The following is a 26132-nucleotide window of genomic DNA, read 5'->3' on the forward strand; positions in this document are numbered from 1 at the left end:
CTTGCTGTCAAGGGCAGCTATTTTACGCATAAAGGACCAACGACTCAACATGATCTCTTCAGATGAATGATGGCAAACATGGCTGAACTCGCCCGTTGCCGGCATCGAAGGCCTGAGTTGCGCACCTGAACGCTTGAGTCAAATTGCCCACAGAATCAGCAAGCACTTACGCAGCGCTGATTTGTGCATTGATCACATGCAGCTTTGCCACTGGATCGGCTGCCGCGGTCACCGATCTGCCCACCACCAGATAGTGACTGCCGGCGCGAATGGCTGTCGCAGGGTCGAGCACCCGTTTCTGGTCATGCTGCTCATCTCCCGGCAGTCTGATTCCTGGCGTCACCCGCAAAAACGCGGCATCAACTTCAGGTTCGAGCATGGCCAGATCCTGTGCCGAGCAGACCACGCCCTGCAGACCGGAATCCTCGGCCAGTTTGGCCAGCATCACTGCCCAGTCGGTCGGCGTGCGAGCCACACCAATCTCTTTCAGATCGTACTGATCCAGGCTGGTGAGCGCAGTGACGGCAATCAGCAGCGGCGCTTTGGGGTATCTGGCCAGGGCATTGGCCGCACTCTCCATCATGTGACGACCGCCACTGGCATGGACGTTGACCATCCAGACCCCCAATTCCGCCGCGGCTTGCACCGCCCGTGCGACGGTCTGCGGGATGTCATGGAATTTGAGATCGAGAAAGACCTCATAGCCCCGCTCAATCAGTTTGCCGACAAATTCAGGGCCACTGCGGGTAAACAGCTCTTTTCCCACCTTCAACCGGCAGAGCTGCGGATCGAGCATCTCGACCAGCCGCAGGGCGGCCTGCGGGTCATGGTAATCGAGGGCCAGAATGGTTCTCGGACCTGACGGTGAACTCATCGGTACTCCAGGTTACGACCAAAAATCGGTTTGATGCTGTTCCATTCCCGACAGCTTGGGCATTGCCAATGCACCTTTGTGCCTTTGAAACCGCAATGGCTGCACAGATATTTCGATTTTTCCTCCATGAACTGATCGGACAACTGCTTGAGACTCCTGAACAGCATGGCCAAATCCGTCACTTCCGGCTGAAAGTGGCGCTCCAGCAGGTCGAGCAGAGGCCTGAAACTTGGGAAACGGTGCAACTGCAGAAGCAGGAAATCATAGGTTCGACGTGGCCCATGCACCTGCAACTGAAACTCGGTCGTCACCATGATCATGGCCACCGAGGGGTATTCATCCAGCCAGTTCAGCATCCACTGCTCGACCATGGCGACCGGCGCCAATCTCTGGATGCGATCGAGGAACAGCACGACGGTATCAGCCAGCCACTCGGGCGCCTGCTGCCGCACCCGCCGCAGATGTCGCAATGCAGCCTCCTGGTTGCTCAATTCGAGTTCAAGTGCGGTCAGCAACCAGCTTGCACGCACCGACTTCCGATCGAGCTTGAGCGCCGCTGCCAGGGCTGTGCGAACAGCCGAATGGTCGGCGGTCGCCAAGCCCGCTTCGGCCAGCTCACAGTGATAATGGGCCAATGCGCAGTGCAGGGCGACAAGCCGCTGCTGATTTTTGGCATCAAGGAGCAGCGCGGGCGAACGCAGCAGAGTGCGCATCCGTGCACCGACCGCGATCGCCTCATGCCACTCACGGCTGCCTTGATGAAGCTCCAGCAGCGCCTCCATCGCGGCAATGCGCAGGACCGGATAGCGCTCAACCAGATCATTCAACAGCAACTCGGCCCGGTCATGAAGCCCGGCATGGATGTAATCTTTCGCCAACTCGAAAATCAGCTCGCCATGCAGAGGCGAATCGACCGCAAACCGGTTCAGCAGGGTCTGATGACACTCAATGGCATACTCGACCTCCCCACGCCGACGCAGCAGCGCCGCGATGACGAGGTAGAACTCCACACCGCTTTGGTCCTCGTCGAGAATCTTGGACAACGCGTTGACAAACGAACTCTTTTCGACAGTGATCAAACGGTCCAGATCGGACAGGTAGCGCGCCTGGCTCGCTGCTGGCTCGGTGCGCAAGCGCAATGTCATCGAACGGCGTCCAAACAGCCAGCCCAGCAGCACCGCTGTCAGCAGCAGGCAAAAGAGCAGGAGCGTATCACTCATCGATGCGATGGGCTCGCATCAACGGCCGGGGTTGCAGCACGCTCTTTTTCTCTGGCGTTCTGACGTTCGACAGACGACAGCCGCAACCGCCAGCGTGCCAGCGCAACCGAAGTGACCAGCGACGCAGCACAGGCTCCGGCAAAGAAGGCAAGCACCAACCAGGCGCCCAAAGAGAGTTGCGGAAGCTGCAGGCTCCAGAGCTGTGGCTGCACTGGCGCGCTGTTCTCGGTCATGAACCAAGCCGTCATCGACATCAGCAGCAGGACGGCGATCCATTGGATGGAGTGCTTCAATCGGCGCATGGTCCGCTTAAAAATATCTGGAGATACAATCTGCTGAATGCGTTTTCTCCACAAGCCACCCGATCAAAGAGCAGCGATCGATTCGCTTTGCGAATCAGCGCAGGGCAAACTTTTACTCTATCAGGTCATTGACCCGGTCCCGCAACTCCTTGCCTGGCTTGAAGTGTGGAACGTGCTTGCCCTGCAGCGGCACCGACTCACCCGTCTTGGGATTGCGCGCAACTCTCGGCTGTCGAAAGTGGAGGCAAAAACTGCCAAAGCCACGCACTTCGATCCGTTTACCGGTGGCCAGCACCTGCGACATCTGCTCAAGAATGCAGCGAACCGCCAACTCGACATCCTTGAGTGGAAGCTGCGGCTGCTTCGCAGCGATACGCTCGATAAGCTCGGATCGGGTCATAGGGATTCCGCTCTGGCATCGTTGGCTATTTTCATCTATTGATCAGCGACATGGACTTTACCATGAAGCCCATGTCGCGATCATGGCCATCCTTGGCCAACCTGCTCAGCCCTGGTTTTCCATCTGCGCCTTGATCAGATCACCGATGGTGGTCGGCGATACCGCTTCGGCCTCCTGCTTGCGCAGCTCTTTCAGTGCCTGTTTCTGATCCACGGCATCCTTGGCACGGATCGACAGCGCAATCGCCCGCGTCTTGCGGTCGAGGTTGACGATTTTGGCTTCGATCACATCACCCGGCTTCAGCAGTTGCCGCAGGTCGTCGATGCGATCGCTGCTGGCTTCGGAAGCCTTGAGCGTCGCCTCGACACCCTCGGCCAACTGAACCACCGCACCCTTGGCTTCCACCTCCTGAACGGTGCCGGTCACGACGCTGCCTTTGTCATGTGCATCGGCATAGTCGTTGAACGGGTCGCTCAGCAGCTGCTTGACGCCCAGTGAAATGCGCTCACGCTCGGGATCGATCGACAGAATGACGGTTTCGATGTCATCGCCCTTCTTGTAATGACGAACCGCCTCTTCACCTGCCTCATCCCAGGAGATGTCGGAGAGATGCACCAGACCATCGATGTTGCCTTCCAGGCCGATGAAGATGCCGAAGTCGGTGATCGACTTGATCTTGCCGGAGATGCGGTCACCACGGTTGTAGCTTTCGGAAAACTTCTCCCACGGATTCTGCTTGCACTGCTTGATGCCCAGCGAGATGCGGCGGCGCTCTTCATCGATATCGAGCACCTGAACCTCGACCTCATCGCCGATCTGAACCACTTTCGACGGATGGATGTTCTTGTTGGTCCAATCCATTTCGGAGATGTGAACCAGACCTTCGACTCCCTCTTCGATCTCGACAAAGCAGCCATAGTCGGCCAGGTTGGTGACCTTGCCCATCACGCGGCTTCCAACCGGATAGCGCTGGATGATCGAGAGCCACGGATCTTCACCCAGTTGCTTCAGACCGAGGGAGACGCGGTTGCGCTCGCGGTCGAACTTCAGAATCTTGACGGTGATCTCATCGCCCACGTTGACGATTTCACTCGGATGCTTGATCCGTTTCCAGGCCATGTCGGTGATGTGCAGCAGACCATCGACACCACCCAGATCGACGAAGGCGCCATAGTCGGTCAGATTCTTGACGATGCCCGGCACCTCCATGCCCTCTTGCAGCGACACCAGCAGCGCTTCACGCTCGGCACTGGTGGCCTGTTCGAGCACGGCACGGCGTGAAACCACGACGTTGTTGCGCTTCTGGTCCAGCTTGATGATCTTGAATTCGAGTGTCTTGCCTTCGAGATCGACCGCATCACGGACCGGACGAACATCGACCAGCGACCCCGGCAAAAAGGCACGAATCGTTTGAATGTCAACGGTGTAGCCGCCCTTGACCTTGCCGTTGATCAGACCCTTGACCAAGGTCTCATCGGTGAAGGCCTGCTCCAGATCCTGCCACACCTCCACGCGCTTGGCCTTTTCACGCGACAGGCGGGTTTCGCCATAGCCATCTTCAATGGCTTCAAGTGCAACCTTGACGGTATCGCCGATCTGAATGGTCAGCTCGCCGTTTTCGTTCAGAAACTGATTCTTGGGAATGACACCTTCGGACTTCAGGCCGGCGTGGACGGTGATCCAGTCGCTGTCGATGTCAACCACAGTGCCCGAGACGATGGAACCGGGTTGCATGTTGATCTCTTTCAAGCTCTGCTCGAAGAGTTCGGAAAAACTTTCTGCCATGGGTTTACCTGTTGATGAATTCGCCAATGCCACCTGCGGGTGGTCACCGGCACCGTTACCGTGCTCCAGCCAGCACGGTCTGTTGATCAAAGGGATCCTCTTCTCGCAGTGCGACTGGGGAGAGCGCAAGAAGAGCGATCGGTTTACAGCAGGCGGCGGTTTTTGGCCTCTTGCCAGACGCGCGCCACCACCTCATCGATACCGAGATCGGTCGTGTCGATGACCAATGCATCGTCTGCCGGTCGCAACGGCGCCACCGAACGGCTGGCATCGCGCTGATCACGGGCGTCGATCTCTTCAACGAGGCGCATCAGGCTAACATCCAGACCCTGCTCTTTCAACTGCGCCTGCCGTCGCCGCGCGCGCACCGCCGCGCTGGCGGTGAGGTAGATCTTCAGCGCCGCGGCGGGAAAGACCACCGTTCCCATGTCCCGGCCATCGGCGATCAGACCCGGCGCACGCTGGAAGCCATGCTGAAAATCGAGCAGTGCGGCACGCACCTGTGGATGCACCGCCACCTGCGAGGCGCGGTTGCCGCACTCCTCGCTGCGCAACGCCGCATCGACGACTTGGCCGTCAAGTCGGACCTGTGTGCACCCGCCCAGTGGATCGATGTCGAAGCGGACATCCATGGTCGCCGCTGCCTCAGCCAAGCGCGCCTCCGCCGACAGCGGAATCTCCTGGCGCTGGGCGATGAGCGCCACCAGCCGATAGAGGGCACCGCTGTCCAGCAGATGCCAGCCGCTCTGACGGGCCAGATGGAGCGCCACGGTGCCCTTGCCCACCCCGCTCGGGCCATCGAGGGTGATGACCGGTGGCGGCTCCGCTTCCACTCTACCCATCCGCGTTTTCGACCCTGATGCCGAGTCCCGCCTGCTGGGCCAATGCCGCGAAATTCGGGAATGAGGTGGCGACATTGGCGCAATCGGTGATCTGAAGTGGCGCGCTGGCACGCAGCGCTGCCATGGCAAAGGCCATGGCGATGCGGTGGTCGCCATGACTGTCGATGCGCCCGCCACCGAACGCGCCGCCGCGCAGCACGATGCCATCCGGCCGCACGACACTGTCGACGCCCAGCACCTTCAGACCATCGGCCATCGCCTGGATGCGGTCACTCTCCTTGACCCGCAGTTCGCTGGCGCCGCTCAGCACAGTCTCGCCAGTGGCCTGCGCCGCCGCGACCAGGATGGCCGGAAATTCGTCGATCGCCAGCGGCACCAGTGCTTCGGGAATTTCAATGCCACGCAGCGGTGCATGGCGGATGCGCAGATCGGCCACCGGCTCATCGCCGGCGCTGTACTGGCGCTCCAGGGAGATGTCGGCACCCATCTGCCGCAGGATGTCGATGACGCCGGTGCGGGTCGGATTGATGCCGACGTTGCGCAACAGCAGGTTCGAGCCGGGCGCAATGGTGGCGCCGACAATGAAAAAGGCCGCCGACGAGATGTCGCCCGGCACCTGGATGTCGATGGCGCGCAGCGTGCCACCACCTTGCAGCGAGATCCGCTGTCCAGCGGCAACTGGATGACTCTCGACCCGATAGCCCAGGCTGCGCAACATCCGCTCGGTGTGGTCACGGGTCGGTGCTGGTTCGATCACCGCCGTTTCGCCTTGGGCATAGAGCCCCGCCAGCAGCAGGGCCGATTTGACCTGGGCACTGGCCACCGGCATCGCATATTCGATGCCATGCAGCCGTTGGGTGCTTGCGATGGTGACCGGTGGATGGCCTTCGGCGCTGGTGCCGATTTGCGCTCCCATCTGCCGCAGCGGGATGGCCACCCGGTTCATCGGTCGTCTCGACAGCGAACTGTCACCGGTCAACACCGTGGCAAAGGGTTGCGCGGCGAGCAGACCACACAGCAACCGCATCGAGGTGCCGGAGTTGCCCAGATAGAGTGGCGCGTCGACTGCCTTGAGCCCATGCAGGCCGACACCATGGATCACCACCCGCCCATCGATCGGCCCTTCGATGGTGACACCCAACTGCCGAAAGGCGGCCAGCGTCGCTAGGGTGTCTTCGCCGGGCAAAAAACCCTCGACGGTGGTCGTGCCTTCAGCCAGCGCACCCAGCATGATCGAACGGTGCGAAATCGACTTGTCGCCGGCCACCGCGAGGGTCCCGGTCAAGGCACCACCCGGGGTCAGATGAAAACTCTGCTGCGATTCACCCATGGATTTCGACTCTCGATTCAAATCAATTGCTGTTGGATAGTTTGTTGCGCATCGTCCTGGAGTGCAGCAGCATTTTTGATATCTGCGCACTGTCATCCTCGACGATCGCCTGCCGGAACACCTCCAGCTCCTGCTGAAACTGCTCCAGCGATTGCAGCAGCGCATCCTTGTTGGTCAAGAAGATGTCGTGCCACAGGGTCGGATCGCTCGCCGCAATTCGGGTCATGTCACGAAAACCACCCGCGGCATAGTGGATGATGCCCGCCTCGCCACCCTGCCGCGCCACCGCATTGACCAGCGTGAAGGCCAGCAGATGCGGCAGATGGCTGGTGGCGGCAAAGATCTGGTCATGGCGCTGCACCGACATCTCCTCGACCAGCGCACCAGTCAGTCGCCACAGCGCCCGCACCTGCTCCAGTGCGTCGGCGGCCGTCTGCGCCAGCGGCGTGAGAATGACCCGGTGATCGACGAACAGGTCGGCACGGGAGGCTGCGGCACCACTGGTCTCGGCACCGGCAATCGGATGTGCGGGCACGAAGCGGGCCAGTTTCTCTCCCAACTGCTGCCGTGCCGCTTCGACCACCACCCCCTTGACGCTGGCGACATCGGTCACCACCGCCTGTTCGGCCAGATGGGGTGCAATCTCTGCCAGCAGCGCAGCGGTGGCCAGCACCGGCGCACCGAGCAGTACCAGATCGGCCTCCCGCACCGCCTGCACCGGATCGAGCACGAACTGGTCGATGATGCCCAGTTGCCGGGCCGTTTCGAGGTTCTGCTGCTGCCGGCCGCAACCGACGATCTCATCGGCCGCGCCCTGCGCCTTCAACACCCGGGCGAGCGAACCGCCGATCAGGCCGACGCCGAGAATGGCAACGCGACGCCAATGGGGTTGCGCGGCTCCAGCGTCCATTCAACCGGCTTCCAGCACTTCTTGCAGCGCCTTGATGAAGCGGCTGTTTTCTGCTTCGGTCGATGCCGTGACCCGCAGGTGGTTCGGCATGCCATACCCGGCCAGCGGACGGACGATCAGCCCCTTGCGCAACAGTGCTTCATAGATCGGCAGCGCCACCCGCCCCATGTCGATGGCGATGAAGTTGCCAACCGAGGGGATGGCTCGAAGTCCGAGCCGTTCGGCCGCTTCGCGCAACTGCACCAATCCCTGCTGGTTCACCGCTTTGCTGCGTTGCAGGTGGGCTTCATCGGCCAGCGCGGCCTCGGCGGCCGCCAGTGCGATGCTGTTGACGTTGAAGGGTTCGCGGATGCGGTTCATCAGATCGGCCGTCGCCGGGTCGGCAATCGCATAGCCGACCCGCAATGCCGCCAGACCATAGGCCTTGGAGAAGGTGCGCATGACGATCAGGTTGGGAAACTCCAGCCCCAGCGCCATGCCATTGGGATAGTCGGGCTGGTCGATGTATTCGGCATAGGCCTCGTCCAGCACGACCAGCACCTGCTGCGGCAGCCGCTTCAACAGCCGCAGCAGATCGGCCTGCCCGACCCAGGTACCGGTCGGGTTGTTGGGGTTGGCGATGAACAGCATCCGCGTGCGGTCGGTCACCGCAGCCGCCATGGCATCGAGATCGTGCCCCCAGTCACGGGCCGGCACCACGATGCGCTCCGCCTGTGCCGCCTGGGCATAGATGGCATACATGGCGAAGGCGTATTGCGATATCACCACCTGATCACCGGCGCAGACGAAGGCTTCGATCGCCAGCCGCAACAGGTCACTGGAGCCGGCGCCAAGCACCAACCGCCGCTGATCGAGCGCGAACTTGCGCGCCAATGCCGCCTTGAGCCGAAAACCGGCGCCATCGGGATAGCGGCTCAGCTCACTCAGCGCCGCCCGGGCCGCTTCGCTGGCCTGCGGGCTGGCGCCCAGCGGATTTTCGTTGCTGGCCAGTTTGATGCTGCCGGTGATGCCAAGCTCGCGCTCCAGTTCATCGATCGGCTTGCCCGGTTCATACGGGGTGAGGTCACGCACGCCGGGATTGGCCAACTGGTAAAAATCACAGCTCATGGTCGAGGTTCCGGATCGCGGTTACAGGTCGCTGCCGTTGCTGGCACGTGGATAGGAGCCCAGCCACTTCACCTCGGCGCTGTGCTGCTCGATCTCTTCAAGCAGCGCGGCGATGTCGGGCTCCAGGCGGTGTCCTTCGAAATCGATGAAAAAGCGGTAGCGCCAGGGATGGCTCTTGGCCGGTCGGCTCTCCAGCCGGGTCAGACTGATGCCCCGATGCTCGAAGGGTGCCAGCAGTCGATACAGCGCTCCGGGGCGGTTCGGCACCGAGACCAGCAGACTGGTCTTGTCATGGCCGCTGATGCCGGGAGGTTGCTGGCCGAGCACCAGAAAACGGGTGGTGTTGCTGGAAAAATCCTCGATCCGCTCGGCCAGCACCTGCAATCCATAGTGCTCCGCAGCCATCTTGCCGGCGATGGCCACCACCTGCGGATCTTCGCTGGCCAGCCGGGCCGCTTCGCTGTTGCTGCTGACGGCCTGCTGTTCGACACCCGGCAGATGGGCGTTGAGCCAGTTGCGGCACTGTCCAAGCGACTGCTGGTGCGAGAGCACCCGCCGGGGGGTGCCGTGCGCCTGGCGACCCAGCAGACAGTGCTGCACCGCCAGCTCCACCTCGCCACAGAGCGTCAACGCGGTGTCGACGAAGAGATCGAGTGTCTGACCGACCATGCCTTCGGTCGAGTTCTCGACCGGCACCAGGCCATAATCGGCCAGGCCACGCGCGACCTGAGCGAAAATGTCGGCGATGGTCGGCTGCGCCATGCCTTCGATCGCCTGACCGAAATGTTTGACGGCCGCCGCCTCGCTGAAGGTGCCAGCGGGACCCAGGTAGGCCACCCGCAGTGGTTTCTCCAGCGCCAGACAGGCCGACATCAGCTCACGAAACAGCAGGGCCACCGCCGCATTGGGCAGTGGACCAGGGTTGTTCTGTTGCACCTGCGCCAGAATCTGCGCCTCGCGCTCGGGTCGATGGAAGTGGCTTGGCACACCCTCGGCGTGGGCGATCTTGATCGCCGCCACCTGCTGGGCGCACTGCGCCCGTGCATTGATCAGCCGCAACAGTTCGCTGTCGATCGCATCGATCTGCTGGCGAACCGCCGCCAGTTGTCGTGCCTCTTCATCCTGACGCTGGCTCATGGTGCATCACCCGTTACGCCGGGCAAAATCGCTCATGTAGTCGATCAGCGCATCCACGGCGGCCTCGGGCACGGCATTGTAGAGACTCGCCCGCATGCCACCGACCGAGCGGTGTCCCTTCAGGTTCAGCAGCCCGGCGGCATCCGCCCCTTTCAGGAAGGCGCCATCCAGTTTTGCGTCGGCCAGAATCATCGGCACATTCATCCAGGAACGGCAGGCGGGATCGATCGGATTGCGATAGAAACCGCTGCCATCGAGGTAGCGATAGAGTTTTTCGGCCTTGCGCCGGTTGACCTCGCCGATGGCGGTCAGGCCACCCTGTTCGAGCAGCCACTCGAACACCAGTCCGGCCAGATACCAGGCATAGGTGGGCGGCGTGTTGTACATCGACTCATTCTTGGCGGTCAGCCGATAGTCGAGCACCATCGGAATGGTGGCGGTGGCCCGCTCCAGCAGATCTTCACGGATGATCACCAGGGTCAGACCGGCCGGACCGATGTTCTTCTGCGCACCGGCGTAGATCACCCCGAAGCGGCTGACATCGAGTGGTCGCGAGAGAATCGTCGATGACATGTCGGCCACCAGCGGCACCGCACCGGTATCGGGAATGAAGGAAAACTCGACCCCGCCGATGGTCTCGTTGGGGGTGTAGTGGCAGTAGGCCGCCGTGGCATCGAGCCGCCACTCCGCCAGCGGCGGGATGGTGGTGAACTTTTCGGCCTCGCTGCTGGCCGCCACATTGACCCTGCCGAAGCGGCGCCCCTCTTCGATCGCCTTCTGCGACCAGCTGCCGGTGTTGATGTAGTCGGCATGGCCGGTGGCGCCGAGCAGGTTGAGCGGCACGGCGGAAAACTGGGCGGTGGCGCCGCCATGCATGAACAGCACCCGGTAGTGGACGGGAATGTCGAGCAACCGGCGCAGGTTGGCCTCGGCCTGTGCCGCGATGGCGATGAACTCATCGCTGCGATGGCTCATCTCCATGACCGACAGGCCACGCCCCTGGTAGTCGAGCATCTCCGCCTGCGCCTTGCGCAGAACCGGTTCGGGGAGCGCAGCGGGACCCGCGCAGAAGTTGTAGACTCTTGCCATCTTCACCACATCGTTCAGGTTGGGACCGGCAGAGGCCGGTCGGTTGAAAAGGTCGCTACTGGAGCGTCTCGCCGTCATCGGACTCTTCGTCACCCTCGTCTTCGGCAATGCGCTCGACCCCCACCAGATGCTCACCCTCGGCCAGCTTGATCAGTCGCACTCCCTGGGTGTTTCGGCCCAGCAGCGGCGTTTCGTCACAGCGGGTGCGCACCAGCGTGCCTTGGTCCGAGATCAGCATGATGTGGTCCTTGTCGCAGACCTGGATCACGCTGACCAGTGCACCATTGCGCTCGCTCAGCTGCATCGAGATGACCCCTTGGCCACCACGGCCATGGAGCGGGAATTCGGCAATCGCGCTGCGCTTGCCATAACCGTTTAGACTCGCCATCAACAGTTCGCCATCGGCCGCCGGCACGATCAGCGCGATGACCCGCTGCGCATCGCTCAGCCGGATGCCACGCACGCCACGTGCCGTGCGCCCCATCGGCCGCACCTGCGCCTCCTGAAAACGGATCGCCTTGCCATCGCTGCTGAACAGCATCACTTCGCCATTGCCATCGGTCAAGGCCGCACCCACCAGCGTGTCGCTCTCGTCGAGATCGATGGCGCGAATGCCGAGCGAGCGCGGACGGGAGAACTCCACCAGCGGGGTCTTCTTGACGGTGCCATCGGCCGTCGCCATGAAGACATAGCGATCTTCTGGATATTCACGAATCGGCAGCACCGCAGTGATGCGTTCATGCTCGCTCAATGGCAGCAGGTTGACGATCGGCCGGCCACGCGAGGCCCGGCTGGCCACCGGAATCTGATAGACCTTGATCCAGTAGATTTTGCCCAGCGTGCTGAAGCAGAGCAGGGTGTCGTGGCTGCTGGCAACCAGCAGGGTTTCGATGAAGTCATCCTCCTTCACCCCGGTGGCACTCTTGCCGCGGCCACCGCGCTTCTGCGCCTGATAGGCATCCAGCGGCTGGCTCTTGGCATAGCCGCCATGCGAGAAGATCACCACCCGCTCCTCTTCGCTGATCAGATCCTCGGTGGTCAGGTCGAGCTGGTCGAGCAGAATCTCGGTGCGGCGGGCATCGCCATACTGGTTGCGGATCTCGGTCAGCTCCTGGCGGATCACCTCGATCAACCGCGCCGTGCTGCCGAGAATCTCCTCGTAGTTGGCGATGTTGCCAAGCGTCTCCTGATATTCACTGCGCAGCTTGTCATGCTCGAGACCGGTCAGACGGTGCAGCCGCAGATCGAGAATCGCCTGCGCCTGCTCCGGCGAGAGCCGGTAGCTTTCGCCATCGAGGCCATACTCCGCTGGCAGACCATCGGGACGACAGGCGCTGGCGCCGGCCTGCTCCAGCAGTGCCACCACCTCACTGGCCTGCCAGGGCTGGGCGACCAGCGCCTCTCTGGCCAGCGCCGGCGTGGCGGAGTTGCGGATCAGCTCGATCACCGCATCGATGTTGGCCAGCGCCACCGACAGCCCTTCGAGGATGTGGCCACGCTCACGCGCCTTGCGCAGCAGAAAGAGGGTGCGCCGGGTCACCACCTGACGACGATGGCGCACGAAGGCTTCGAGCATCTCCTTGAGGTTGAGCACGCCGGGACGGCCATCGACCAGGGCGACACAGTTGATGCCGAAGACCGTCTCCATCTGCGTCTGGGCATAGAGGTTGTTGAGCACCACCTCGCCCACCTCGCCGCGCCGCAGCTCGATGACGATGCGCATGCCATCCTTGTCGGACTCATCGCGCAGCTCGCTGATGCCTTCGAGCTTTTTCTCCCGCACCAGCTCGGCGATCTTCTCGATCAGCCGCGCCTTGTTCACCTGGTAGGGGATCTCCTCGACGATGATGACCTCGCGGCCATTCTTGCTGTCGTTCTCGATGCGGGCACGGGCACGGATGCGGACACGGCCGCGCCCGGTGCGGTAAGCCTCGATGATGCCGGCACGGCCATTGATCACGCCGGCGGTCGGAAAGTCCGGCCCGGGAATCGACTCCATCAGCGCATCGATGGTGATGTCGGGATCATCGATCAGCGCCAGACAGCCGTTGATCACCTCGGTGAGGTTGTGCGGCGGAATGTTGGTGGCCATACCGACCGCGATGCCGGATGAGCCGTTGATCAACAGGTTGGGCACCTTGGTCGGCAGCACCTCGGGAATCTGCTCGGTGCCATCGTAGTTGGGGACGAAGTCGACCGTCTCCTTGTCGATGTCGGCGAGCAGCTCATGGGCCAGCCGGCTCATGCGGATCTCGGTGTAACGCATGGCCGCTGGCGAGTCGCCGTCGATCGAACCGAAGTTGCCCTGGCCATCAACCAGTGGATAGCGCAGCGAGAAGGTCTGCGCCATCCGCACGATGGTGTCGTAGACCGCCGAATCACCGTGCGGGTGATATTTGCCGATGACGTCACCGACCACCCGGGCCGACTTCTTGTAGGCCTTGTTCCAGTCGTTGCCGAGCTCGTTCATCGCGTGCAGCACGCGCCGGTGAACCGGCTTCAGGCCATCGCGCACATCGGGCAGTGCCCGGCCGACGATCACGCTCATCGCATAGTCGAGGTAGGACTGCTTGAGCTCATCCTCGATGCTGACCGGCACTATCTCTTTGGCTGACTCACCCATGGTTTCTGCTTGTTTTCAACTGTGTATTGACCCGCAACGGCACGCGCCCGATTCAAAATGACCCGCCGCCATCAAAGCCCGGCATCATACCACAGCGGCCGGCACTGCCGCCCGCGGCCGACTCGATTTCCCCCCGACAAATCAATATCCTCAACACACCTGTTTCCCTGCCGGAGTGACCCCGATGTCTGCCCTGCCCGCCGATGCGCCCCACCTTCAGCAGATCGACCTGCTGATCGAGGCGCGCTGGATCATCCCGATCATCCCCGCGGGAGAGGTGTTGGAGCATCAGGCGATCGCCATCGATCAGGGAGCGATTCGCGATCTGCTTCCCAGCACCGAGGCACGGCAGAAATACCGCCCCCGCCAGCATCTGACACTGCATGAGCATGTCCTGCTGCCGGGCCTGGTCAATGCCCATGGCCATGCCGCCATGTCGCTGTTTCGCGGTCTGGCCGACGACCTGCCGATGATGGAGTGGCTGACCGACCACATCTGGCCCGCCGAGCAGCACTGGGTCAGCGAAACCTTCGTCGAGGATGGCACCGAGCTGGCCATCGCCGAGATGCTCCGTTCCGGCACCAGCTGCTTCGCCGACATGTATTTCTTCCCCGACCGGGTGGCCCGGGTCGCCAGCCGCAGCGGCATCCGGGCCCAGGTCTGCTTTCCGGTGCTCGACTTCCCGACCCTCTGGGCGCAGCAGGCCGACGACTACCTGCACAAGGGGCTGATGCTGCACGATGACTACCGCGACCATCCACGGGTGCGGATCGCCTTCGGACCCCATGCCCCCTACTCGGTCAGCGACGCCCCGCTCTGCCGCATCGCCACCCTGGCCGAGGAGCTCGACCTGTCGATCCAGATCCACCTGCACGAAACCGCGCAGGAGGTCGAGGAGGCCATGGCCCGCAGCGGCCGTCGACCGCTGATGCGCCTGGGCGAGCTGGGACTGCTCTCCCCGCGCCTGCAGGCGGTGCACATGACCCAGCTGCTCGACAGCGAGATCGAGCTGCTGGCCCGCCATGGCATCCATGTCATCCACTGTCCCCGCTCCAACCTCAAGCTGGCCAGCGGCATGGCGCCGGTGGCCCGGCTGCTCGATGCCGGCGTCAATGTCGCGCTGGGCACCGACAGCGCCGCCAGCAACAACTCGCTCAACCTGTTCGACGAACTGGCGATGGCGGCCCTGCTCGGCAAGGGGGTCAGTGGCGACGCCCGCGCCATCGATGCCCACCGGGCACTCGAACTGGCCACGCTGGGCGGCGCCCGCGCACTCGGCCTCGGTGAGCAGATCGGTTCGCTCGAAGCGGGCAAGCTGGCGGATCTGATCGCGGTCAGGCTCGACGACATCAACCAGCAGCCGCTCTACCACCCCGCCTCGCAACTGGTCTACAGCGCCAGCGGCAACCGGGTCAGCCACCTGTGGGTGGCCGGACGCCCGTTGTTGAGTGATGGCCAGTTGCAGAGCATCGACCTTGCATCACTGCGCGAACGGGTGAATGGCTGGGCCGCCCGGATCGGCACCGACGGCATCAAGGGTCGTCCGTGAAGCGCCAACAGCCCTGCCGCTCTGCTGCTACAATGCGCGTCCCGCTCGATCCGACTCCGCAGGTACACCATGCACCCCAAGGCGCCCTTCTCTACCCATGGCCTCAGTTACCGCGACGCCGGTGTCGACATCGACAGCGGCAACGCGCTGGTCGAGCGCATTCGACCGCTGGCGCGCAGCACGGCCCGGCCGGAGTTGCTGGGCGGCATCGGTGGTTTCGGGGCGCTCTGCCGGCTGCCGACCGGCTACCGCGAACCGGTACTGGTGACCGGCACTGACGGCGTCGGCACCAAGCTCAAGCTGGCGCAGCAGGCCGATCGGCTCGAAGGACTCGGCATCGATCTGGTGGCAATGTGCGTCAACGACCTGATCGTCTGTGGCGCCGAACCGCTGCTGTTTCTCGACTATTACGCCACCGGCAAGCTCGATCTGGAGAGTGCGACCCGCATCATCAGCGGCATCGCCGATGGCTGCCGGCAGGCGGGATGCGCGCTGGCCGGCGGCGAGACCGCCGAGATGCCGGGACTCTACGCCAAGGGCGACTTTGACCTGGCCGGCTTCTGTGTCGGCGTGGTCGAGGCGCAGCAGATCATCGACGGCAGCCGGGTCACGCCGGGCGATGCCGTGATCGCCCTGCCCTCATCGGGCGCCCACTCCAACGGCTATTCGCTGATCCGCAAGATCATCGAACACAGCGCAGCCGACTTGCAGCAACCGCTCGACGGCCAGCCACTGATCGACCGACTGCTCGCCCCGACCCGCATCTATGTGCGGCCGATTCTGGCGCTGATCCGCACGCTGGAGGTGAAGGCCATCGCCCACATCACCGGCGGCGGTCTGATCGAGAACATCCCCCGGGTATTGCCGCAGGACACACAGGCGGTGATCGAACGTGCAAGCTGGCAGCGCCCGACGCTGTTCGACTGGCTGCAGCAGCAGGGAGCCGTCGAGGAGAGCGAGATGCTCCGCACCTTCAACTGCGGTGTCGGGCTGGTGCTGGTGGTGGCGGCGGAAAACGCCGAGGCGGCCATGAACCAGTTGCGGCAGAGTGGCGAGGCACCTTGGCAGATTGGCCGAATCGCCGCCTGCGCCCCGCAGCAACCCGCCGTTCAGCTCGTTTGACCAGCCACGACAGGCCACTGCCACGGCTGGTGCTGCTGCTCTCAGGCGCCGGCAGCAACCTGCAGGCGATCATCGATGCGATCGAGGCCGGCCAACTGCCGGCCAGAGTGGTGGCGGTGATCAGCAACCGCGCCGATGCAGCCGGATTGCAGCGGGCGGCGCGACATGGCATCTCCAGCCAGGTGATCAGCCACCGTGACCACCCCGACCGCGCCAGCTTCGATGCCGCCCTGGCGAGCGCCATCGACCACTATCAACCCGACTGGGTGCTGCTGGCCGGCTTCATGCGCATTCTCACACCACAGTTCGTGGACCATTTCCGCGACCGGCTGCTCAACATCCATCCTTCGCTGCTGCCCGCCTATCCCGGCCTCGACACCCACCGACGGGTGCTGGCTGCCGGCGAGCGCGAGCATGGCGCCACCCTGCATCTGGTGACCGAAGCACTGGACGCCGGACCCACCGTGCTGCAAGGGCGTTTTGCCGTCGAGGCGGACGATGATGCCGCCACGCTGGCGCAGAAGGTGCACCGGCTGGAACATCGGATCTATCCGGCCGCGCTGGCGCTGCTGGTCAGCGGTCAGTTGCGCATCGACCAGGGCCGGCTCTTCTACCTGGATCAGCCGGTACCGGCCGAGGGATTGCAGTGGGATCAGGTCTTGGGCAGCGTGACGCCGCGCTGCCCCTGATACTTGCCGCCCCGGTCGCGGTAGCTCACCTCACAGACTTCATCCGATTCGAAGAAGAGCATCTGCGCCACGCCCTCGTTGGCGTAGATCTTGGCCGGCAGGTTGGTGGTGTTGGAGAACTCCAGGGTCACATGCCCCTCCCACTCCGGTTCGAGCGGGGTCACGTTGACGATGATGCCGCAGCGGGCATAGGTCGACTTGCCCAGACAGACGGTGAGCACGTTGCGCGGGATGCGGAAATACTCCACCGTGCGCGCCAGCGCGAAGGAGTTGGGTGGAATCACGCAGACCTCGCCGCTGAAGTCGACAAAACTGCGCTCATCGAAATTCTTCGGATCGACCGTCACCGAGAAGAGGTTGGTGAAGATCTTGAACTCATCGGCACAGCGCACATCGTAGCCATAGCTCGAGGTGCCGTAGGAGATGATCCGTCGCCCCTGCTGCTCGCGCACCTGTCCCGGCTCGAATGGCGAGATCATCCCCTCGTCCTGCGCCATGCGGCGAATCCAGCGGTCCGATTTGATGCTCATGAAAACTCAATCACCCTGAACTGAGATGGTGGGGAAACGCTGGGCCGCTGCACGCGGCAGCCGCGCCACCTGGGCTGCCACGGCGCGGGCGATGTGGCGATAGGTCGCCGCCAGTTCGCCGTCGGGCTCGGCGACCACGGTCGGCCGACCGCCATCGGTCTGCTCGCGAATGCGCAGATCGAGCGGCAGCGAGCCAAGCAGATGAGCACGGTATTCACGCGCCACCCGTTCGCCGCCCCCTTCGCCAAACAGATGCTCATGATGGCCGCAGTGGCTACAGATGTGCACCGCCATGTTTTCGACGATGCCGAGCACCGGGATGTTCACCTTGCGGAACATCTCGATGCCGCGCCGGGCGTCGAGGGTGGCCACCTCCTGCGGCGTCGTCACGATCACCGCGCCGGTCACTGCCGCCTGCTGCGCCAGCGTCAACTGAATGTCACCGGTACCGGGCGGCATGTCCACCAGCAGATAGTCGAGATCGCGCCAGAGGGTCTGCTTCAACAGCTGTTGCAGGGCACCGCTGGCCATCGGTCCACGCCAGACCATCGGTGTCTTGTCATTGGCCAGAAAGGCCATCGACATCGTTTGCAGACCATGGGCCATCACCGGCAGAAAATATTTCTGCTCCACCACCTCGGGGCGGGTTCCATCCGCGATGCCCAGCATCACTGCCTGACTGGGGCCATAGATGTCGGCGTCGAGCAAGCCGACCGTGGCGCCCTCGGCCTGCAACGCCAGCGCCAGGTTGACCGCGGTGGTCGACTTGCCGACCCCGCCCTTGCCGGAGGCAACGGCGATGAGGTTGCTGACCGAAGGCAGCTCATTGCCCTTGCTGCTGCTCTGGTGCGCATGGATGCGCCAGCCGATCTCCACCTCGGCGGCGGTGATGCCCGCCACGCCAAGCAGGCGATCGCGCAGTTCGGCGATCATTGCCTGTCGCAGCCCGGCCGCCGGATAGCCAAGCTCCACCTTGAGCCGGGCCACTGTGGCCACGATCTCCAACTGCGTGATCGCCTTCAGCGCTTCCAGGCCCGCGTCGAGATAGGGATCACGATAACTCGCCAGCGCCTGCAATGCCGCAGCCTGCAACTCCGCCATCACCTTCTCCACCGCCGATTGAAGCCAAAAAGGGAGCCAATCTTAATGAAAAGCCGTCAAGGCGCATAGCGCCGCCCTTTGGCAGCAGATCATGTCGATGCCGCCGGCACAAAATCGAGCGCCACCGAGTTGATGCAGTAGCGGTCGCCAGTGGGCGGTGGGCCGTCATCGAAACGGTGCCCCAGGTGGGCCGCGCAGCGCAGGCAGCGCACCTCGATGCGGTAGCGGCCATGACTGAAATCGGGCAACTCTTCGATGCGGGCGCGGTCAATGGCTTCGTAGAAGCTGGGCCAGCCGCAGCCGGAGTCATACTTGTGTTCGGACGAGAACAGCGCCATCCCGCAGCAGATGCAGTGGTAATGGCCCGCCTCATGGTGGTTCCAGAAACGACCGGAAAAGGGGTGCTCGGTGGCACTGCGCCGGCAGACGGCGAAGGCATCGGCATCGAGCTGCTGCTGCCACTGGGCATCGCTGCGGCTTCGCCAATCCTGCTGCTGTTCATCGCTCATGCGGGACTCCTTGGGTTTTGCCAAAAAGCATATCCGGCACGGTCCAAAAACCGCTAGAATGCTTTTTGATTATTTAAAAAATCGCTGACAACATCATGATTGACATTAAAAAATCGAGAAAACTCGCCAACGTCTGCTACGACATTCGTGGTCCGGTACAGCGCCAGGCGCTGCGCCTTGAAGAAGAGGGTCACCGCATCCTCAAGCTGAACATCGGCAATCCGGCGGCATTCGGCTTCGAAGCGCCCGAAGAGATCGTGCGCGATGTCATCCACAACCTGCCCGAGGCGCAAGGCTACAGCGACTCAAAGGGCATCTTCGCCGCCCGCAAGGCGGTGATGCAAGAGAGCCAGCGGCTCGGCATCAATGATGTCACCATCGACAGCATCATTCTCGGCAATGGCGTCAGCGAGCTGATCGTGATGGCCATGCAGGCGCTGCTCAACAATGGCGACGAGATGCTTCTGCCGGCACCCGACTACCCGCTGTGGACCGCCGCCGTCACCCTCTCCGGCGGCACGCCGGTGCACTACCTGTGCGACGAGCAGTCCGACTGGTATCCCGACCTGGAGGACATGGAGCGCAAGATCACCAGCCGTACCCGCGGCATCGTGGTGATCAACCCCAACAACCCCACCGGGGCGGTCTATCCGCGCGAGATTCTCGAAGGCATCGTCGAACTGGCGCGCCGCCATCAACTGATCATCTTCGCCGACGAGATCTACGACAAGATTCTCTATGACGGCGCGGTGCACCATCCACTCGCCAGCTTGGCCGACGACCTGCTGTTCATCACCTTCAACGGCCTCTCCAAATCCTACCGGGCGGCCGGATTCCGCTCCGGCTGGATGATCATCAGTGGCGCCAAGCACCGCGCCGTAGATTTTCTCGAAGGCCTGGAGATTCTGGCCTCGATGCGGCTGTGCGCCAATGTGCCGTCACAGTTCGCGATCCAGACCGCGCTGGGTGGTTATCAGAGCATCAATGATCTGATCCTGCCCGGGGGCCGGCTGCGCGCCCAGCGTGACTGCGCCTGGGAGCTGTTCAACTCGATCCCGGGCATCTCCTGTGTCAAGCCGAAGGGGGCGCTCTACCTGTTTCCCCGCATCGATCCGGCGCGCCACAAGATTCTCAATGACGAGAAGATGGTGCTCGATCTGCTGCTGCAGGAGAAGATCCTGCTGGTGCAGGGCACCGCCTTCAACTGGCCCGACACCCAGCATTTTCGCGTCGTCTTTCTCCCCAGGGAGGATGTGCTGGAGCAGGCGGCCGGCAAGGTGGCCAAGTTTCTCGGCCACTATTCCCAATGAGACTGTCATGTAACCGTCATGCGTCAGCCATTGAATGGCCGCCGCCCAATCCAGCGCGATCCGTTTGATCCGACCCGCACATGCAACCACAGATTTCCACCCGTCCTGATCTGGTCGCGAAGGAGCTCAGCTGGCTCAGCTTCAACGAACGGGTGTTGCAGGAGGCAAAGGACCGCACCGTGCCGCTGATCGAGCGCATCCGCTTTCTCGGCATCTTCTCCAGCAACCTCGATGAATTTTTCCGCGTACGTGTCGCGGAGCTGAAACGGCTGATCCTGATCGAGAACGAAGGCGAGACCCACGACGCCGGCGAGCGGCTGCTCAAGGAGATTCAGCTCAAGCTGCATGGCCTGCAGGAGCAGTTCGATGAGGTGTACCGGCAGATTCTGCTCGAACTGGCGCGCCGCAACATCTTTCTGGTCAATGAGCAGCAGCTCAGCGCCAGACAGGGCGAGTGGGTCCGGCAGTTCTTTCAGGAACGGATCGCGCTGGTGCTGTCGCCGATCCTGCTCGACGAAGAGGACGAACTGCCATCGCTGCAGGATGACCTGATCTACCTGGCCATCGATCTGCGGCTCGTCGACGGCCGTCAGCGCTACGGTCTGCTGGAGGTGCCGACCCGACAGTTCGGTCGCTTCATTCCGATACCGGTCGACCGGGCGCCACGCAAGAAGAGCTACATCATCCTCGACAACATCATCCGCTACTGCCTGCGCGAAATTTACCAGAAGGTCTTCGATGTCGAATCGGTCGCCGCCTACACCGTCAAGGTGACGCGTGACGCCGAACTCGAACTGAGCGAGGGCATCTCGCAGAGCCTGCTCGACAAGCTGTCGAGCAGCCTCAAGCGGCGACTGAGCGCCGAACCGGTCCGACTGGTCTACGACCGCGAGATGCCGGCACGGATGACCAACTTCTTCATCCGCAAGCTGAAGCTCAGCTCCTACGACAGCATGATTCCCGGTGGGCGCTACCACAACTTCAAGGATTTCATCGACTTTCCGGATGTCGGCCGGCGCGGCATGCTCAATCCGCCCCTGCCTGAACTGCGCTCCGCTGCCTTCGACCGGCACCGCAACAGCTTCGACGCCATCGCCGCCGGCGACATTCTGCTCTACTACCCCTATCACAGCTTTCGCCACTTCACCGACTGGCTGCGCGAGGCAGCGATCGACCCGCAGGTCACCCGCATCGCCATCTCACTCTATCGAGTGGCCAGAAATTCGCAGGTCGTCAATGCGATGATGACCGCCGCGAGAAATGGCAAGCAGGTGAAGGTGATCGTCGAACTGCGTGCCCGCTTTGATGAGCAGGCCAACATCGAATGGGCCAAAACCTTGACCGAAGCTGGTGTGGAGGTCGAATTCGGCATTCCGACACTCAAGGTGCACAGCAAGATCTGCCTGATCAAGCGGCTCGAAGCGGGCCGTGAAGTGGGCTATGCCCACATCGGCACCGGCAACTTCCATGAACGGACCGCCCGCACCTACACCGACTTCAGCCTCTTCACCACCCATCCCGGCATTACCAACGAGCTCGACCAGCTGTTCGAGTTCATCAGCCACAGTTACAAAAGGTTCGAATTCCGTCATCTGCTGATCTCGCCGCTGACGATGCGCGACAGCGTGACCCGGCTGATTCAACGCGAAATCAACATCGCCCGCGCCGGTCGGGCAGCCCAGATCACGCTGAAGGTCAACAACCTGGTGGATGAGCGGATCATCGATCAGCTCTACACCGCCAGTCAGGCCGGCGTCACCATCCGGCTGATCGTGCGCGGCATGTGCGCCCTCAAGCCCGGCATTGCCGGATTGAGCGAAAACATCAGCGCCATCAGCATCGTCGACCGCTTCCTTGAACACCCACGGGTGCTGATCTTCGGCAATGATGGCGACCCGGATCTCTTCATCTCCTCCGCCGACCTGATGGCACGCAACCTCGATGGACGGGTGGAGGTCGGCTGCCCGATCTACGATCCGGCTCTGAAGCAGCGGGTGCTCGACATCATTGCGCTGCAACTGAACGATACGGTCAAGGCACGTCTCATCGATCCGCAGCAACGCAATGATTATGTCGAGCGGGTCGGCCGCAGGAAGATCCGTTCGCAGCTGGCGATTTTCGACCACCTGAAGAAAAACCCCTGAGCGGCTCCTGTTGAGCAAGGTGGCCACCAGCGGGCTCTGTGCAGCACCGCTGGTGGCCACTGTTCAACCCGGTCAGCGCACCCCTTCACCACGCAGCCGGTCCGGCGAGTAACGGTCGGCCGTGGCGGTGAAGGTGTAGTCGGGTGGAGTGTCCTCGTTGTCCAGTCCCATGGCCAGATAACGACCTGACTGCAGGTCGTAGTGTATTTCCGCCGTGGTGGCGGTGTGCTGGATGTCATAGCTGTTGAGTGCGTGACCTTCAGAGAAGCGCCAGAGCTGATCGCGCTTGTCGTAGTGGTCCATCAGCACAACCTGCCAGGAGTCCTCATCCATGAAGAAGACCCGCTTTTTGTAGATGTGGCTGGTGCCGGGCAGCAGATCGCCCTCGACATGCCAGACCCGGTGCAGCTCATAGCGGGCCAGATCCTGATTGATGTGCTCCTTCTGAATGATGTCGGCAATCTTCACCTTGTCGGTGTGCAACCTGTAGGAGTTGTAGGGGATGTAGATCTCCTTCTTCCCGACCAGCTTCCAGTCATAACGGTCGATCTTGCCACCATACATGCCCAACTGGTCGCTGGTGGCCAGGCCATCGGCACCGGTTTTTGGGTTGTCATAGCGAATCTGCGGCGCCCGCCGCACCCGCCGCTGACCCGGGTTGTAGGACCAGGCGATCATGTCGTGCTGATCCCAGTGAAACAGGATGTGGATCAGGATGACCGATCCAGCCACCTTGGCCGGCGCCACCACCGATTGCAGGAAGTAGCCAATGTCCTTGTCGCCGGTGAACTCATCGGGATTCATCCCCTCCTTCGACCAGTCGGTCACGAACTCCTCGGTGATCTTGGTGGTCTGGAAGTCGCCATTCGAAGTGACCACCGTGGTGTTGTTCCAACGGAATACGCTGGGAAACGGCTTGGTGGCGAAATTCAGCACCGCCTCATAGCCATCCTTGGGAATCGGAAACGCCCAGGTGTTAATCGCATGCTTGAAATCCCACCTGGTTTCGGTCAGCTCAGCGCGCGAGGCATTGGCGATGGCCGCCTCGTAGATGTATTTCTTGTTGCTGTGCGAGCGCCGGGTCGGATAGATGTTCATCTTGTAGCCCGGATGGCGTTCGAACATTGCCTTCTGCCCGATCGTCAACTTGTCGGCATACTTCTGGTAGTTCTGCGCGGTGATTGTGAACAGCGGCTTGTCATCGGCGTAAGGGTCATCGAGCCACTGCCCCTTGGGGACATCCTTCTGCGGCAGGCCACCACTCCAGGCCGGAATGGTGCCATCGGCATTGCCGGCACGCACCGCCCCGGCAGGGGTCAGTTCAGTGCCGTCGATGCCCAGCTTGGCCGCTTCCTCAGGCGAGACCTTCGCCTGCGCGCTCAGAGGCAACAGCGCCAGCAGCAGCGACGCTGCAACCGCACCACGGCTGAAGACATTCTCCATATCCTTCTCCCTGTTTCATTATTATCGATACGTTCGTCTCTTCTTTTTTCGCTCTGCCGCAATCCACGCTTGCCGAATGTCGGCAAACCATGAATTTTGGCCAAACGAACCGTGTGGCCCACCGCAATGGCGGCTGCCAGAACCCTCTGTTTTTTCTTTGCAGCAGTACAGGGCGGGATGCATCCCGCCACTCGTCATCCCTGTTTGCACATTTGCGCTGTCGGCCCTGAAGCGGCCACAGCAAGATCGGACTGTCATTATTTTTGGACCAGCCTATACCGCGGGCGAATCCAGCGCAACTCCCGGCAAACGATGCAGCAAAAATCCACCGACAGCATCGACAGAAAAGGATAAAGCACTAATATAGGGACTCCTCCAGCGCGCAACAGACCCTTCACAGCGGACTCGGTCGGCCGCCGGACATGAAGATCCAATAACAATCAGATCCCTCACGAGGAGCAGATCAATGGAGATGAACTTCGCCAACCTATGGGAGCAGGTCGCCGACGCAGTGCCGCACCGCATCGCGCTGGCCAATGGTTCGAGCCGCCGCAGCTGGCGGGAGTACGATGAGCGCGCCGCGCGCATTGCCGGTTTCCTGAGTGAGCGCGGCATCAAGCCCGACAGCAAGGTGGGCCTCTACGCCTACAACAGCAACGAATACCTCGAAGCCCAGTACGGCGTCTTCAAGACCCGCGGCTGCCCGATCAATGTCAACTACCGCTACATGGAAGAGGAGCTGGTCTACCTGCTCGACAACTCCGACAGTGAGGCGCTCTTCTATCAGGCCAGCTTCGCCGACCGCATTGCCGCCATTCGCGACCGCCTGCCCAGGGTCAAGACCCTGGTGCAGATCGATGATGGCACGCAACATCCGCTGCTCGAAGGCGCCTTCGACTACGAAAAGATGATCGCCAGCGCCAAGCCGATGCCGCGCATCGAACGCAAGTTCGACGACATCTACATGCTCTACACCGGCGGCACCACCGGCATGCCCAAGGGGGTGATGTACCTCAATGGCGAGATGTGCGGTGGCCTGGCCATGGGCTTCGAGCAGTTCGGCTTCGGCAAGCCCGACTCGATCGAGTCGATCGTCGCGGCGGTCAAGGAGATGGACAAGCAGAACCGCAATCCGGTCAGCCTGGTCGCCTGTCCGCTGATGCATGGCACCGGCGTCTGGCTGGGCGCCTTCATGCCGCACCACATGGGCGGCACCGTGGTCACCGTGCCCAACCGCAAGCTCGATGCCCACCTGCTGTGGCAGGCGGTGGAGCGCGAGAAGGTCAACATGATCGTCATCGTTGGCGATGCCTTTGCCAAACCGATGCTCGATGCGCTGAACGAGGCCAAGGCCAACAACAAGCCCTATGACCTCTCGTCGGTGTTCATGATCACCTCCTCCGGCGTCATGTGGACCACCGAAGTCAAGAAAGGACTGCTGGCGCATCACAACATGGTGCTGGTCGACAACCTGGGCGCCACCGAAGGCGGCATGGCCCGCTCGCTCACCACCCGCGAGAATGTCAGCCAGACCGCCAAGTTCGTCATCAACGAGAACTCCAAGGTCTTCTCGGACGATGGCCGCGAGCTTCTGCCGGGTTCGGGCGAGGTGGGACGGCTGGCCAATGGCGGCTTCTGCCCGGTCGGCTACTACAAGGACCCCAAAAAATCGGCCGAGACCTTCAAGGTGATCAATGGCCACCGCTACTCCTTCCCGGGCGACTACGCGCAGGTCGAAGCCGATGGCACCATCACACTGCTCGGACGCGGCTCGATGTGCATCAACACCATGGGCGAAAAGGTCTACCCCGAAGAGGTCGAGGAGGCGATCAAGCGCCATCCCGCCGTCTACGACTGCCTGGTTGCCGGGGTCAAGGATGAAAAGTTCGGCGAACGGGTCACGGCCATGGTATCACTGAACGCGGGTGCCAGCGCCACTGCGCAGCAGATCGATGAGTTCCTGCGCGACAAGATCGCCGGCTACAAGCGGCCGAAGAACATCTTCATCGTCGATGAGGTCAAGCGCGCCGTCAATGGCAAGGCCGACTACAAGTGGGCTCGGACCACGGCAGCCGAAGAGGTCGCGCGCATCGCTGGTTGAAGCAGGCCCTGCGCC

At 62.3% G+C, this 26132-nt stretch carries 20 protein-coding genes and 1 pseudogene; 6 read left to right on the top strand and 15 right to left on the bottom strand.

Annotation, left to right across the window (positions count from 1 at the left end; all coding sequences use genetic code 11):
- Positions 1–166: 166 nt before the first annotated feature.
- The 11 genes and pseudogenes from pyrF to gyrA form a co-directional block, all read right to left on the bottom strand.
- Complete coding sequence (gene pyrF, locus H7A13_11385) at positions 167–874, bottom strand: orotidine-5'-phosphate decarboxylase (GenBank protein MCP5333939.1); 708 nt, start codon at positions 872–874, stop codon at positions 167–169.
- Positions 871–2052, bottom strand: a complete 1182-nt coding sequence (locus H7A13_11390) for a hypothetical protein (GenBank protein ID MCP5333940.1) — start codon at positions 2050–2052, stop codon at positions 871–873. Before H7A13_11390 ends, pyrF begins: the two co-directional genes overlap by 4 nt.
- Before the next feature lie 38 nt (positions 2053–2090).
- A complete protein-coding gene (locus H7A13_11395) occupies positions 2091–2450 on the bottom strand; it encodes a LapA family protein (GenBank protein MCP5333941.1) in 360 nt (119 codons plus the stop codon).
- Between the two features lie 58 nt (positions 2451–2508).
- Positions 2509–2796, bottom strand: a complete 288-nt coding sequence (gene ihfB, locus H7A13_11400) for an integration host factor subunit beta (GenBank protein MCP5333942.1) — start codon at positions 2794–2796, stop codon at positions 2509–2511.
- A gap of 105 nt (positions 2797–2901) precedes the next feature.
- Positions 2902–4581: a 30S ribosomal protein S1 gene (gene rpsA / locus H7A13_11405; GenBank protein ID MCP5333943.1), complete on the bottom strand. Its 1680-nt coding sequence runs from the start codon at positions 4579–4581 to the stop codon at positions 2902–2904.
- A gap of 143 nt (positions 4582–4724) precedes the next feature.
- Positions 4725–5423, bottom strand: a complete 699-nt coding sequence (locus H7A13_11410; protein MCP5333944.1) for a (d)CMP kinase — start codon at positions 5421–5423, stop codon at positions 4725–4727.
- Positions 5416–7663: pseudogene (locus H7A13_11415) on the bottom strand (bifunctional prephenate dehydrogenase/3-phosphoshikimate 1-carboxyvinyltransferase). Before H7A13_11415 ends, H7A13_11410 begins: the two are co-directional and overlap by 8 nt.
- Positions 7664–8770, bottom strand: a complete 1107-nt coding sequence (locus tag H7A13_11420; GenBank protein MCP5333945.1) for a histidinol-phosphate transaminase — start codon at positions 8768–8770, stop codon at positions 7664–7666.
- 21 nt (positions 8771–8791) lie between these two features.
- Positions 8792–9907 carry a prephenate dehydratase gene (pheA, locus tag H7A13_11425; GenBank protein ID MCP5333946.1) on the bottom strand — a complete coding sequence of 372 codons (1116 nt, stop codon included), beginning with the start codon at positions 9905–9907 and terminating at the stop codon, positions 8792–8794.
- 6 nt (positions 9908–9913) lie between these two features.
- Positions 9914–10996, bottom strand: a complete 1083-nt coding sequence (gene serC, locus H7A13_11430; protein ID MCP5333947.1) for a 3-phosphoserine/phosphohydroxythreonine transaminase — start codon at positions 10994–10996, stop codon at positions 9914–9916.
- Positions 10997–11051: 55 nt separating this feature from the next.
- On the bottom strand, positions 11052–13619 hold the full coding sequence (gyrA, locus tag H7A13_11435) for a DNA gyrase subunit A (protein MCP5333948.1): 2568 nt from the start codon (positions 13617–13619) through the stop codon (positions 11052–11054).
- Between the two features lie 184 nt (positions 13620–13803).
- On the opposite strand from gyrA, the gene H7A13_11440 reads away from it, so the two are divergent.
- The 3 genes from H7A13_11440 (at position 13804) to H7A13_11450 (ending at position 16979) form a co-directional block, all read left to right on the top strand.
- A complete protein-coding gene (locus H7A13_11440; protein ID MCP5333949.1) occupies positions 13804–15168 on the top strand; it encodes a TRZ/ATZ family hydrolase in 1365 nt (454 codons plus the stop codon).
- A 69-nt stretch (positions 15169–15237) separates the two neighbouring features.
- Complete coding sequence (gene purM, locus H7A13_11445) at positions 15238–16290, top strand: phosphoribosylformylglycinamidine cyclo-ligase (GenBank protein ID MCP5333950.1); 1053 nt, start codon at positions 15238–15240, stop codon at positions 16288–16290.
- Positions 16287–16979: a phosphoribosylglycinamide formyltransferase gene (locus tag H7A13_11450; GenBank protein MCP5333951.1), complete on the top strand. Its 693-nt coding sequence runs from the start codon at positions 16287–16289 to the stop codon at positions 16977–16979. Before purM ends, H7A13_11450 begins: the two co-directional genes overlap by 4 nt.
- On the opposite strand, the gene H7A13_11455 is transcribed toward H7A13_11450, so the two are convergent.
- The 3 genes from H7A13_11455 to msrB form a co-directional block, all read right to left on the bottom strand.
- Positions 16943–17509, bottom strand: coding sequence for a dCTP deaminase (locus H7A13_11455; GenBank protein MCP5333952.1), 567 nt, complete (start codon positions 17507–17509; stop codon positions 16943–16945). The genes H7A13_11450 and H7A13_11455 overlap by 37 nt on opposite strands.
- Positions 17510–17515: 6 nt before the next feature.
- A complete protein-coding gene (gene apbC, locus H7A13_11460; GenBank protein MCP5333953.1) occupies positions 17516–18610 on the bottom strand; it encodes an iron-sulfur cluster carrier protein ApbC in 1095 nt (364 codons plus the stop codon).
- 89 nt (positions 18611–18699) lie between these two features.
- The gene (gene msrB / locus H7A13_11465) at positions 18700–19119 is read right to left on the bottom strand and encodes a peptide-methionine (R)-S-oxide reductase MsrB (GenBank protein MCP5333954.1); all 420 of its coding nucleotides are present in this window, start codon (positions 19117–19119) and stop codon (positions 18700–18702) included.
- 95 nt (positions 19120–19214) lie between these two features.
- Here msrB and H7A13_11470 point away from each other — a divergent pair, with 95 nt between their 5' ends.
- Both H7A13_11470 and ppk1 read left to right on the top strand, forming a co-directional pair.
- Complete coding sequence (locus H7A13_11470) at positions 19215–20429, top strand: pyridoxal phosphate-dependent aminotransferase (protein ID MCP5333955.1); 1215 nt, start codon at positions 19215–19217, stop codon at positions 20427–20429.
- 80 nt (positions 20430–20509) lie between these two features.
- Positions 20510–22573: a polyphosphate kinase 1 gene (gene ppk1 / locus H7A13_11475; GenBank protein ID MCP5333956.1), complete on the top strand. Its 2064-nt coding sequence runs from the start codon at positions 20510–20512 to the stop codon at positions 22571–22573.
- Positions 22574–22645: 72 nt separating this feature from the next.
- Here the strand turns inward: ppk1 and H7A13_11480 are convergent, their stop codons facing one another.
- Entirely contained in the window at positions 22646–24016 is a 1371-nt protein-coding gene (locus H7A13_11480) for a DUF1329 domain-containing protein (protein ID MCP5333957.1), read from the bottom strand.
- A 466-nt stretch (positions 24017–24482) separates the two neighbouring features.
- Here H7A13_11480 and H7A13_11485 point away from each other — a divergent pair, with 466 nt between their 5' ends.
- Positions 24483–26117, top strand: a complete 1635-nt coding sequence (locus H7A13_11485; GenBank protein ID MCP5333958.1) for an acyl-CoA synthetase — start codon at positions 24483–24485, stop codon at positions 26115–26117.
- Positions 26118–26132: the final 15 nt, after the last annotated feature.

This window comes from Pseudomonadales bacterium (genome assembly GCA_024234215.1).
GTDB lineage: Bacteria > Pseudomonadota > Gammaproteobacteria > Pseudomonadales > UBA5862 > JACKOQ01.